We start from the raw sequence: 11,307 nt of genomic DNA, 5'->3' as shown, positions 1-11,307 counted from the left end.
CTAGTTAACTCCCTGCAGTTTTTCTGCGCTAACGAATTGCCCATTATTGTCCTCGATCCACTGCTTCCAAAAAGCGATGTGGGCAACACTGTCGATGGGCGGACGCTGGCGCTGTACATATTTGATGAATACGCTCGTCCCGTGCAAATCGGTCCGGAAGTCTCTATATGCCGCAGATTTTTTGAAACGTGCAAAAGAGAGATCGCCTCGGTATTGGCTGTAATCGGGTCCGTTCTCAAGCATATCAGACACAACAACTAATGTTTTTGCGATATTTTCAACACGAGAGGTCGTGAAATCCTCAACAGCTATCGCTTGAATAGTCTTCATAATCGGAGATTGCTCAGAAGGAATGTCACTGAGACCTTGTGTCAGTACAGCCTTTAGTTTGTCCTGAAACTCTCTCCACCTCTTTTTTGCCAGCTCGGGATTTCCTGTAAGGGGGTCAATATCAGCCCCGTCGCCGGGGTTGCAGGCATGAAATTTCACAGCCCCACTCGCGATCCCAGGATCCATAACGCGAAGCTCGAGGAGGCTGAGCTTTGGCAGGCCTTCTGCCAGGTCCACGAGTTGCGTCGTTAGCTCCTCTCGCCCTATCGGTGGCATTGCATCGGACGTATCCACAAGCACCACGGTCACGCCTGCAGGTCCGTCTACCGGGCATCCGTCAGGTCCGCGCTTCGCCGGGCGGGGGGTGGTGAATTCGAAATACCCGTAAGCCCCAAGCACACCAGCTGCGAGAACGCAAAGCACACAGGCTATCAATATCTGAGGCAAGCCGTTTCGGCCTCGCGTCCGTCTACGCCGGCTGCGCGCCATCGCGTTCCCCTGGTTCTGGCACGATGTCGTCAAGCTGACGGTACTCGTCCATTGTTGCTTGATAGTAAGCGTGGATTTCCTTCACCTCTGAAATGAGTAGCGAGTGTATTTCCCCAATGCGGGAGCGTAATTCACGGGCACTCCATTCACCGTCCGCATGGGCATCAATTTGGATCCGAGGAAGACTGAAGGTGCTGTCAAACCTTTTAGGAGTCTTTGACGGTCGGGATGCCTTGTTGGCCTCCCTGTAGATTCCCAAAAGAACGTTTGCTGCGCGTTCCAGGTGCTCCTGATGTTGGACAAACAGTTTGATCATTCTGGAACGGTTGGCGACGATCGCCTCATATTCACTCCTCCGTACGGACAAATCACGACTGATCTCTTCCATCCGCTCCTGGTACTCGTCTCTGACCTCCCGCAGCGTGTCGCCAAGATCTGCTTTCGTCCTACGATAGTCCTCGCGGGCGGCCTCAAGACGCCGTTGCACGTCGGAATACCCCGGGTAGCTATCCGAGAACGTCAAGCTGTCGATAAGGGCAATGAGGGAGAAGAGTAGGCCGAGCGCGAAAAGGATCCAGGAATTGAGTTCTTGAAGTTCGAAGGGTCTACTTGCCAGACGGCGAACAACCTCTGCACCAGCACCCTCCAAAATCGTTCCCGAGACCTCACGATAATGTGCCAAAGCGAGATTAAGGCAGAAGGAGAAAACTAGATAGAAGAGAACAGATATGAAACCAATCGCCCTACGAGATATACTTATATGCGTTATCTGTTTAATACCGTAAAGTCCTATGATGACAGTACCAACGATATTAAGCGCCGCAAATGCGAATGCTTCAGTCAATCCGCCTAGAAGACCTAATTCATTTCCTTTTGACAGAAAATTGCCGTTGGCGATAGCTTCAACAAGAAACAATACCACTAAAATCGCAATCTTAAGAAATGTTGTTGCACCTCCCTGAACACGCGCGGTGTGCTCGATCTTATTTCTCCTGCGGAATGCCTGCTGCTCGGCGTCGAGGTCCCGCAAATTCCTGCGTAAGGCGTAAAGATCGTCCTTGCCAGCCCTCGCTTCCAACTTGAAGTCGCCAACTGCAGCTGGTGCTGCATGCTGGATTTGAGTAAAGCGATCTTCGAAATCTAACGCCGCCAGGCGCTCGGCGTAAGTTCGCAGTTCATCCTCGATTAATGCATGAGACGATTTTTTTACGGCCTCGATCCGCTCGACAATCTCGGCTTCGATTTGATCTGGCGCTGTTACGGAAGTAGGCGGTTCATTGTTTGCGCCTCGCTCCCTTCCGCGACCAGCGAGGTCCATCTGCTTGGCGAGCCGGTCGGTATCAATGTCTGGGAAGGTCTCAATCGACGGACGCCTGTCATGCGAAGGCTTTGCGATGCCATCGAGGAGGCGGGATAGAGCATTACTTTTCACAGTTTAGTTTCCGAGAGTTCCAGTCAAAATCGGCGGCGGGCATTGCTGCGTTGATTTCGTCAGTTTGTAGCGAGCGAACCCCATACTTGGCTATGCGCCCTTGTCTCTTGTTGAGCATCAGCGCGGCACATAAACGCATTTGCCGCCGCCGAGACGCCGCTGGCACTCATTTACACGCTTTCGGTGATCCCCCCAACGTTTTCGCCGTTAGATTGCGCGGCGAAAAGGCTGGATCAAGCGCGCGAAGTAGGCCTGCCCTTATCGCGTCACGCTCGCGTCACGAATACGGTAGCTGCGTGGGTTCAGCCCGACCGGACGAGACCACGAAGCAGGTGGGGCCGGCTGGGGAAACGCATGAGATTCGCAGATATTGCGCTGCTCGCATTGGCCACAGCGATCCTTCCTTTTCAGCCCCTTCAAGCGAGGGACTATAACCGGGAAGGCAGCTACTACCAATCAAGCGACGGCACTTGGGTGCATGTGCCGGAAAGCAACGGAGAACACGGCAAGGAAATCGCAGTCTGTGGGGACGGCACCCACAGCTACTCCCATCATCATCAAGGCACCTGCAGTCACCATGGCGGTGTTGCGCGCTGGGAGTAAGCCATGGCAACTGCCAAAATTATTGGTTGCACCTGCTCCATCCTTCTGGTGGTCGGCAATATAGCGCCGGCGCAAGCGTTATGCTCCGAACCTGAAAGGCCTGCCTGCAGCGAACAGTCGGGAGCCTTCGATGACCAGAGCGATTACGAGGAATGCCTTAGTCAAATGAGGAGCTATAAGTCTGATGTCGACGACTATTTGCAATGTATGAAGAGAGAATCCGATGCTGCTCTCCAAGCGTACAATGAAGCCGTTGATCAATTCAATAGTCGGGTAAACAACTGAATGAGCGCCGTTTTCCGTCTATGAAAAAAATCGTTGCCGCTATTATCTGCGCTTTGTTCATCCCGCAATTTGCTGTGGCCGAGCCAATCCGTCGGGTACTTCCGCCTAGTGTGTCAGTTTGCTTTACGCCCGGCGAGGATTGCGAGGCTGAGGTGGTCGAAGCGCTCAAAGCGGCCACTAAGCAGGTCTTGATCCAGGCCTATGGTTTCACCTCGATCCCGATCCTTCAGGCGGTGAAGGCCGCTGCGAACCGCGGCGTCGAGGTGCTGGTCATTCTCGATAAGAGCAACGATCGTGGCAAATACAGCGCCGCGACGTACTTGACGAACAACAACATCCCGGTCTGGATCGACACCACACCGGGGATTGCCCACAACAAGGTTATGGTGATTGACCATGCCAGGGTGATCACCGGCAGCTACAATTTCACCAAGGCTGCCAAGACGCGAAACGCTGAAAACTTGCTCGTGATATTCAGCCCGCCGGTTGCCCGGGAGTTTGAGGCGAATTGGGACGCGCGTCTAAAGGCCTCCAAAGCCTATGGCGGCGTGGACGAACCGTCATCATCCTCAGTTGCCAAATCCCAAGGGTCGGACGACGCCCCTTCAAATTAGGAGAGCAATTCGTGAGGTGCGCGGTACTCGGAGCCGGAACGCTTATGGTTATCAGCGCTGGCTGTGCATTGGAAAAATCGTCACTCTCAACTGGGGCCGATCGTGCCGTTCTATATTCGAAAATCTGTATCCGCTGGCCCGTTTCGCTTTAACTTCTCAAAAGGCGGAGTGGGCGTCTCGATCGGCGTGAAAGGTCTGAGGTTCGGCACCGGACCGCGTGGCCACTACATTCATGCCGGCCGCGGCGGACTCTACTATCGAGCTTCGCTCGGTAACGCTGGACGGCAAAGAGCGGCACAATCCGTCGCCCAACCCCTTCAACCCGTCATTACAGCGAATGACGACGTCGCGATGACCGAAGTCGAGTCTGCCGACGTGGTGCACATGCGCGATGAGTCCTTCGGGGAGATGCTGGACGAAATCAACACCAAGGCTGCCCAGATCAGAATGTCTGTTGCTTTGTGCTGGACGATGATCGTAGTCGGCGTCGTAGCAGGCTTCGCCTCGGGAGGCCCCGGCCTTGTCCTTGCCGTCCTTGCTCTGCCAGCATGGGCCATCGGACGATGGTTTGATTCCTATCGCCGCAGCGTCGTTCTCTACTACGACCTCGAAGGCGATGCCGAGGCTGCATACAACCGTCTTGCAGAAGGATTTGACGGGCTCGCGAGGTGTGCGGGCAAATGGCACATCGAAGCGGGTGGCGCTATCCAAAGCCTTGCTGCGTGGAAGCGAAATGCCGGGGCGTCGTATCTGGTTCGTAGGAAAGCGACGACCCTAACTAACTCGCTTCCGTCGGTGATCAAGAGCAACGTTTCTGCACCGGCAATGGGCGTTGGGAAGCAGACTATGTTCTTCATGCCGGACGTGGTCTTCATTCAGGACGGCAAGAAAGTTGGTGCAGTGAGCTACGCTGACCTTCGCCTCCGCTGGCAGGAATCCCGGTTCATCGAAACCGAACGGCTACCGATCGACGCGCAAGTTGTCGACCATACTTGGGAACACCCCAACAAGAATGGCGGACCGGATCGGCGTTTCAAAAGCAATCGCCAGTTACCCATCTGTCTATACGAAACGGTGCACCTCCAAAGCGACAGCGGCGTGAATGAGCTCGTTGAGTTCTCACAGACAGGTAAGGCTGCCGACTTTGCGGACGGGTGTTTGAAACTCGCACGGCTTCCAAAAGAAACGAGCCCGGCACTTTCAGCCCCTGATGCAGCGACGCCGGCAGTCCACACCTTCGAACCGCAGACCGGACACAAAAAGAAGCTTAGCGGGGTACGCAGTCTGATGATTGCGGGCGCTGCCTTTCTTCTGCTGCCGCTTACAGCGGTATTGCTCAAAGGCAAGGATGAGGCCACCACCACACGTCTCAGCAAGGAACTCGAGCGGAGTATCTCAACTCAGTTCACAGGTGCCCCTGCAGCGCCTGCGCAAGGCGCCAATGTGAATTCGCAAACGTCCTCTTCGAACGTTGGGGAATCTCCGAGCGCAGTGCCTCATTCTTCATCCGTTTCTGTCACGACACCGAAGTCTTTAACTTCGGCAACGAACGAAGCCCATTCACTCAGCACACCGAACTCGCCGTCGAGCGTTTCTGGCCTCCCTGCTCCACCACCCGTAGTCCGTTACACGAACACGGGCCTCAATCTTCGAGAAGGACCGGGGTCGAAGTATCTGGTAATCGGAACTCTGCAGAAGAATTCTGTAGTCTTGGTGTTGAATGAAGAGCAAGGCTGGAGTCACGTTCGCCTGGAGAACGGGGCAACGGGCTGGGTTTTCAGCAAAGCGCTAACAAAGACCGGCAATCCTGGCGCAAATGCTAATATTGGTCCGGTGGCCCCCGTGGATGGCGGCTCTCGATCAGAAGATCGGCCGTGAGGTTAGAAGATCGATTTTATCCGAGCGAGCTTTCATCACCCCGCTGGGCGCTATTTGGTCACGCTAGGGCGCAAGTAATGGGGTGTTCGGCGCACCGCGTGGCACCGTCAGGCAGCTGCAGGATTGGATTGGTCATATCCGTGATGTAATGGAGGTTGCTGAGGCGCCACCTGACATCCAGGAACCGGTCAACCGCCGTTTGGAAGACCGCGGGTTCTGCCATCGATCGCTTTCAGCAGCTCGGACACTTCACCCGTGACGCCATGCTCGACCTCTTGCTTGTCGTGCCAGCGCTCCTTGTCGCGGTTCATGCGCCAGAAAATGCAAGCCGCGGTGTCGGGCGGGTAGATCTCCCGATATTCCTTCGTGATGACGTCGCCGCCGTTCTGCAAGATCTTCACAGCGTGGTGGCTGTAGCCGATGGCGCGTTGGTAAAGGCTGCGCTCAACGCGTTGATCGGCAGCGGCCTTAGCGACCTTTACGGCACGACAAAACTCAGGATGCTCGCTACGCCAGCGCTCCACAGTCCGGATGCTTACCTCGAAGAAATCGGCCAGCTCGGGATCCGTCGCGCCCAGCTTACAGAGCTTGGCAGCCTGCTTGGCGAAGGCCGGATCGTATTTGGTAGGGCGGCCGCCCGGGTGCTTGGCGCCGCTCTCCGGCGCTTCTTTGCTGTCCTCAGCCATTGGGGACCGCCCGGTTGATGGGGCGCATTCTGCTTGGAGGAGCGCTTGATCCACAAGCGGCAGCCCCTCCCGCCGTTGTATTGGAGGGTCACGGCAAGGTCACGGTGCTTTTGAGATAATCTCCGATTGGGCGCGGGGGCGCGATACTAGTGACGAGCCAGGGGGACATAAAATGGGGCTGCTATCTGCGTTGAACTATGGCGTCACCGGCTTAGGCGGCGTCTGCGCGGTTTTATCTTTCCGGCTTCTTATGCATTATACGCAGCAGAGAGCGCCCGTTTATATCTTTATGCTATTTTCTATTATTATAATGATACTTGGTATATTATCTCAAAAGGAAACGAACACTATTCAGTCAACTAACGCCAATCTCCAAGAGCAAGTCGTGGCGCTCAGTGCCGGGAACACCAAGCTGCAAGATCAAGTCGTGGCTCTCGCTTCTGATAGGGAAAAGGTCAATGCGAACTTGGCCGGCACTGTCGCGTCGCTGAATAAATGGACAGGCTATGTTTCCGAGCTTCCGTGTCCTGCCGACGCCGATCTGAAAAACCCCACCAACAACCGGCCAGAAGCCATGGCCTACCAAAAGGCGATCGATAACATCAAGGGCGCGATTTCCATTACCTCGTCGCCGATCACGGTGCCAGCTGCACCCAAAACATGACCCCCAGTGTAACCTGTTGATCTATTTCGACTGCTCAGATTTGAGCTGGGCGATTTGCCGATCCTGGTGAGATTGAACCGACGTTAAGGGCGATCATCCCTGCCAGGGCGGCATCTCACCTTCCGTTGTTCGACCGATCGGCGGGGCAGTCAGGACTTCCCCGGCTGTGAATCGGCATGGAGTTTGGGCGCCGATCGGCATCTTATGTCATTGATATTGTTGCAGCGACCGGGGTTATTCCGCAATGCCGATTCACACTTAGGAAGGCCCTGAGTTCGTGTTGTAGAAAAGCTTAGAGTTGAAAGCTCTGACGGCGCCAGGCTCTGACAGCCTTCGGCGAATCCCCCTTGCCCTCGGCTTCATTCCAACAATCCCAGAATGCTACCGTCTGGCTATTCGGCTTATGACGTGGTTCCGCTACCCGCACCCTGGTTGGTAGCAGACTTGCATCGCCAACAACGAGGGCCTCGCCTATATCCAGCACGGGTAAAAGGTCACCGAAGCTTCCAAGACTGTCGGGCAGCAGCCGGCGAATGACAATCTGGTCGTCGCCGTTGGTCAGTCTCATAGCGATTACGTTGTTACATTGGCTGAGTACCGTCCGATTCACCTCGGCGGGACGCTGGCTAATGACAACCAGGCCTATTCCATACTTTCGGCCCTCTTTCGCAATGCGTTCAAAAATTTCCACGGAGACAGCATCGCTACTATCCGACGTTGTGCGCTCCGGGATGTACAGATGAGCTTCATCACACAAGAGCGCAATCGGGTGCCGATCTGCCTGCTCCGTCCATTGGCTCGTTGTAAAAACCAGTCGAGCAAGAAGGCTCACCATCAACGGCAAGACATCCGAGGGCACTTCCGAAAAGTCGATGATCTTTATGCCTCCTTTGGCGTCGGCTTGCGCCCCGCGACCGCCGACCAGCAGATGGACGACCTGCGCAAGCCAGCTCATATCCATACATTCCGCCGGCGGTTGAAAGAGAAACCCGAGGCGGCGGTCCTGCTGTTTGGCCTCTAGTCGGGCAATCAGGCGGCTGAGCTTATCGAAATAAGGTCCCTGCTTTTCCGTTGTTTTTCCCGGAACCATCTCGACATTACGGCGCCCAAGTTCTGACAGCACGGCGCCAATGTCGAACGGCACTGGGCTGTCAATAGTGAAATTTGCAAGAATGTCAGCGTGAGCCGGAACACTCAATGCCGCCCGCTTCGCATCTGTAATGGAGCGCATCATCATCATAGACTGATTGGGTGCGTTCTGGTCAGAGCGATCAACGAACAGCGAAATCAGTGCTTCATAGCCCAGCAACCAGTAGGGGAGATGCAATACCCCGTCAGCAAGGCCGGCTTTTCTTTCGATATCAACCGGCCCTGCAATCCGAAAGTGGCGAAATTCATCCCCAATCAGCGGCTTGTACTCGCCGTGAATATCGAAAAGAATGACGTTGGCCTGGGGCAATTGAGCGACCTGATCGAGAAGACGTGCGGTGGTCCACGACTTGCCCGAACCGGTTCCACCGACAATGACAGCATGGCGTTGGAATAGCTTATTCCCATTTAGGTAGGCCACTGCATCATCGTCGAGAGTGAACGTACCTAGAGACAGACGTGGGCCGTCAGCTCCCACATCCGAGATGACCTGCATAAACTGGGTCAGGCGCTCGCCCTCTAACGCAAAGCAGTTTGAGTCGATTTCCGGAACCGTCTCAAGTGTTCGGCGGAAGACGTTCTCCAGGATGCCGACACGGTCCAGCAGCGTGCCGATCAACGTGATCCTCACGAGGTTGTTCTCAGGGAGCACCTGATCGATCGGATCGACTTCGCCCGCCGGCGCATCCACGCGATCTTCCGCGCGTCGAGTTATGCGGGTAACGACGCCAATGAGATGTTGCCCTGCGCGACTGCTTTGGAGAGCCGTGAGACGATTCACCTGAATCCGACGCAATCTCTCGATCGCATCAACCCTAATAGTAACGGTCGCCGTATCGACGGAGATAACACAACCAAGCGCCTCGTTGTCGGCGAAATTGAAGATTGGCATGTTCTTCCTTAAGTCACTAATTTGATAAAGCCGTCCATTGACCAGAAGTCTTTATCAGCAATAAATAAGCCCCCTGGGTGTTCTGCTACGTATACCCTTGAACCGGTCCCGCTTTTTTCAATCCCAAGGTACCGCGCTCCCGCCTTGTCACGCAGGAATCCAAGTGCTTCATCGGTGAGTGAACGGGCAATAACAGTCACGGGCAGATTTTTTTGTCTGCAACGACCCAGCATCTTAGGTTCGATATGAGTGTCTCTGAACCCGAACCCGACGCATAGAAAGGCATCAGCATTTTCAAGCGACCTATCAGCACCCTGGATTGCTGAACGAAATGGTTCATCGTGCGTACGTTCGAACTTGTTGAAACCGGGCGTAACGATCAGCGGGGTGATAGGCCCATCCGGAAGATCGAAAAGTGGAGCTGAGATGGCGCTGCCATCCGCACGTTCGAACCAGTCCAGTGACCCATGGACCTTCCAGATACGAACAGTTCGCATCTGCTTACCGCCTCGATGAAAATGGACAGGGTCTCCCCCCTCACGCAGTTGAATGTACCCGGGGATGAACCCCGCCGAAAACAGAAGGTCTGTCGAGTTGCAGGCGTATTCTGCGATGCGATCATAGTTTGTAGTGACAATGTCGACTGTTTTGTTGCTGCTTCGGAAAAGAGAAGCCAGTAGCGTAGCCAAGGGAAACACCTCGGTCCCACACAAAGCACGGAAGAATACGGCCTTGTCTGCAGCATTAATGCAGCGCCAAGTTTCATCAACAATCTTTTTCGTCAGGCGCGTCGGCAGCACCTTTCCGGTAAGTGCCTTCTCAAGATGCTCTCCAGCCTCAAACGCTTGTCGGACTTGATCCCATGCAGTCTCCTCTTCCGGGCCATCTGCTGCAACTACCGCCATCAGGTGATATTTCAGGGCGTCCATTCCCGGTAATTGATGTGGGGCCGAAGCCCCGCTTCCAAGTACAAGCACCGGATTGCTTGCAAAGCAGGTTTGCGCAAGCTTAGCAATACCATCGATATCCATTAGTTCACACAGCCATCTTGCTCGCGGATAGGCAATTGTAGGTAGTCATACGGAAGTATCTTGTACAAATCCAGTACGACGAAGCCGTCTGCTTCAGATCTATCTCACCAACAACCCCGGAAACGCCACCACTGGCTGTATTTTAGGCCGACTGTCCGCAAGTTGGAGCGCGCGGACGTATTGCGGGTGAACGGTCTGCATCCATGCTGCTTCGAATGCAGTCCGCGATCATCAGCGCGTAGAAGTCTTCGGGTTTCGCGAGGTCGAACACGCCTTGGGTCGGTGAGCCTTTGCCCCGTCCCATCCAAATACCTCCCTAGCCCTTGCGGAAATTATCGCCGCAAGGCGATCTGGCGGCCGACCCAATCGGGATCACATGGGAAGGACGGATAGAACGACCGAACGAGCGGCCCAACCAATTCGGATACGATGACGGGCTGGTGCTTCAGATCGTCGACACTCCATTCGCCAAGCGTGACCCGCTCTTCCTCATAAGAGGTGAGACCCGGCAGCCAAGGAAAGCCGAATTCTGCATCAGAAAGCGCGCGGCCCCCGAGCCCCTGCCATTCACATCGAAATTCGACGCTCTCTGCACCTTCCAGCCGTTGAGCCATTACCATCGCGATCAGAACGAGCGCGTTAACCTCGCGCATGGCTTGAAACGGCCAAAACCACGTGCCGGGCTCAAAGCCGTCGTAGCTCTTTTTCCGGTCTTCATAGTAGACGCCGATGTGCGTGGCAAAGCCGCCGGGGGCGACCCGCCAAAAGTCGGTCAAGCCGGTAACCGCCCTGTCAGGGAATATGGCGCTTTCGAGAATTTCTGAGGTCTTGCCGGTCGGCGTGGCCTTGGCGTCAGCAATGAGATAAGGCGCAAGTCCCTCACGGGTGTAGACGTCGAAAAGCTGGGTGCGATAGCCGGCCATAAGCGACGGCAGCGCATTGACCATCGGAAGAAGCGCGGCGGGCTCGAACTCGAACGCATCGGCAGTATGGATCGAGAACGAAAGCGTGCGATACTTGCGCGGCGAAAGGATTTTAGCCTCCCCACGGTCGAGGGCGAGACGTTCGAATTTCTCCTTCGCCGCATTGTGCCACACTTCGAGGCTCACGCGCCCGCACAGATAGTCGGCCAGAAGCTTTTCGATGAGGCTGGTTAGCGAACGGTGATCGCGCTCCGCAGCCTTTTCGGCGCGAGCCTTCAATGACGGTGTGAGGCGCAAATTGACCTGCGCGGACTTTTCGGGCGGCATAGCG

General features: G+C 55.3%; 11 protein-coding genes. 5 read left to right on the top strand and 6 right to left on the bottom strand.

Translation table 11 applies throughout. From position 1 onward, the window contains the following. Positions 1-639 carry a hypothetical protein gene (locus ACMDCR_RS10195; protein ID WP_413992422.1) on the bottom strand — a complete coding sequence of 213 codons (639 nt, stop codon included), beginning with the start codon at positions 637-639 and terminating at the stop codon, positions 1-3. A gap of 160 nt (positions 640-799) precedes the next feature. Continuing rightward, the gene (locus tag ACMDCR_RS10190) at positions 800-2,251 is read right to left on the bottom strand and encodes a hypothetical protein (protein ID WP_413992421.1); all 1,452 of its coding nucleotides are present in this window, start codon (positions 2,249-2,251) and stop codon (positions 800-802) included. Between the two features lie 354 nt (positions 2,252-2,605). Here ACMDCR_RS10190 and ACMDCR_RS10185 point away from each other — a divergent pair, with 354 nt between their 5' ends. The 4 genes from ACMDCR_RS10185 (at position 2,606) to ACMDCR_RS10170 (ending at position 5,631) form a co-directional block, all read left to right on the top strand. Beyond that, complete coding sequence (locus ACMDCR_RS10185) at positions 2,606-2,854, top strand: DUF3761 domain-containing protein (protein WP_413992420.1); 249 nt, start codon at positions 2,606-2,608, stop codon at positions 2,852-2,854. A 3-nt stretch (positions 2,855-2,857) separates the two neighbouring features. Continuing rightward, the gene (locus ACMDCR_RS10180; protein WP_413992419.1) at positions 2,858-3,139 is read left to right on the top strand and encodes a hypothetical protein; all 282 of its coding nucleotides are present in this window, start codon (positions 2,858-2,860) and stop codon (positions 3,137-3,139) included. 20 nt (positions 3,140-3,159) lie between these two features. After that, on the top strand, positions 3,160-3,753 hold the full coding sequence (locus tag ACMDCR_RS10175) for a phospholipase D family protein (RefSeq protein WP_413992418.1): 594 nt from the start codon (positions 3,160-3,162) through the stop codon (positions 3,751-3,753). Between the two features lie 102 nt (positions 3,754-3,855). Beyond that, on the top strand, positions 3,856-5,631 hold the full coding sequence (locus tag ACMDCR_RS10170; RefSeq protein ID WP_413992417.1) for a DUF4236 domain-containing protein: 1,776 nt from the start codon (positions 3,856-3,858) through the stop codon (positions 5,629-5,631). A gap of 188 nt (positions 5,632-5,819) precedes the next feature. Here the strand turns inward: ACMDCR_RS10170 and ACMDCR_RS10165 are convergent, their stop codons facing one another. Next, entirely contained in the window at positions 5,820-6,317 is a 498-nt protein-coding gene (locus tag ACMDCR_RS10165) for a helix-turn-helix domain-containing protein (protein WP_413992416.1), read from the bottom strand. Positions 6,318-6,489: 172 nt separating this feature from the next. Here ACMDCR_RS10165 and ACMDCR_RS10160 point away from each other — a divergent pair, with 172 nt between their 5' ends. Continuing rightward, a complete protein-coding gene (locus ACMDCR_RS10160) occupies positions 6,490-6,981 on the top strand; it encodes a hypothetical protein (RefSeq protein ID WP_413992415.1) in 492 nt (163 codons plus the stop codon). Positions 6,982-7,273: 292 nt separating this feature from the next. Here ACMDCR_RS10160 and ACMDCR_RS10155 read toward each other — a convergent pair whose 3' ends face one another. The 3 genes from ACMDCR_RS10155 to ACMDCR_RS10145 form a co-directional block, all read right to left on the bottom strand. After that, entirely contained in the window at positions 7,274-9,022 is a 1,749-nt protein-coding gene (locus ACMDCR_RS10155) for an ATP-binding protein (protein WP_413992414.1), read from the bottom strand. Positions 9,023-9,030: 8 nt separating this feature from the next. Then, a complete protein-coding gene (locus ACMDCR_RS10150) occupies positions 9,031-10,053 on the bottom strand; it encodes an SIR2 family protein (RefSeq protein WP_413992413.1) in 1,023 nt (340 codons plus the stop codon). A gap of 332 nt (positions 10,054-10,385) precedes the next feature. Continuing rightward, positions 10,386-11,303, bottom strand: coding sequence for a hypothetical protein (locus ACMDCR_RS10145; RefSeq protein WP_413992412.1), 918 nt, complete (start codon positions 11,301-11,303; stop codon positions 10,386-10,388). Positions 11,304-11,307: the final 4 nt, after the last annotated feature.

This window comes from Labrys okinawensis, from assembly GCF_047345005.1.
GTDB classification, from domain to species: Bacteria; Pseudomonadota; Alphaproteobacteria; order Rhizobiales; family Labraceae; genus Labrys; species Labrys okinawensis.
The sequence above is the reverse complement of the archived record's forward strand: the minus strand, read 5'-3'. Positions and strand labels throughout refer to the sequence as shown.

Excerpts from the sequence above, each read along its gene's own strand:
- ACMDCR_RS10185 (WP_413992420.1), top strand. The coding sequence starts at position 2,606 with ATGAGATTCGCAGATATTGCGCTGCTCGCATTGGCCACAGCGATCCTT.
- ACMDCR_RS10180 (WP_413992419.1), top strand. The coding sequence starts at position 2,858 with ATGGCAACTGCCAAAATTATTGGTTGCACCTGCTCCATCCTTCTGGTG.
- ACMDCR_RS10175 (WP_413992418.1), top strand. The coding sequence starts at position 3,160 with ATGAAAAAAATCGTTGCCGCTATTATCTGCGCTTTGTTCATCCCGCAA.
- ACMDCR_RS10165 (WP_413992416.1), bottom strand. The coding sequence starts at position 6,317 with ATGGCTGAGGACAGCAAAGAAGCGCCGGAGAGCGGCGCCAAGCACCCG.
- ACMDCR_RS10160 (WP_413992415.1), top strand. The coding sequence starts at position 6,490 with ATGGGGCTGCTATCTGCGTTGAACTATGGCGTCACCGGCTTAGGCGGC.
- ACMDCR_RS10155 (WP_413992414.1), bottom strand. The coding sequence starts at position 9,022 with ATGCCAATCTTCAATTTCGCCGACAACGAGGCGCTTGGTTGTGTTATC.
- ACMDCR_RS10150 (WP_413992413.1), bottom strand. The coding sequence starts at position 10,053 with ATGGATATCGATGGTATTGCTAAGCTTGCGCAAACCTGCTTTGCAAGC.
- ACMDCR_RS10145 (WP_413992412.1), bottom strand. The coding sequence starts at position 11,303 with ATGCCGCCCGAAAAGTCCGCGCAGGTCAATTTGCGCCTCACACCGTCA.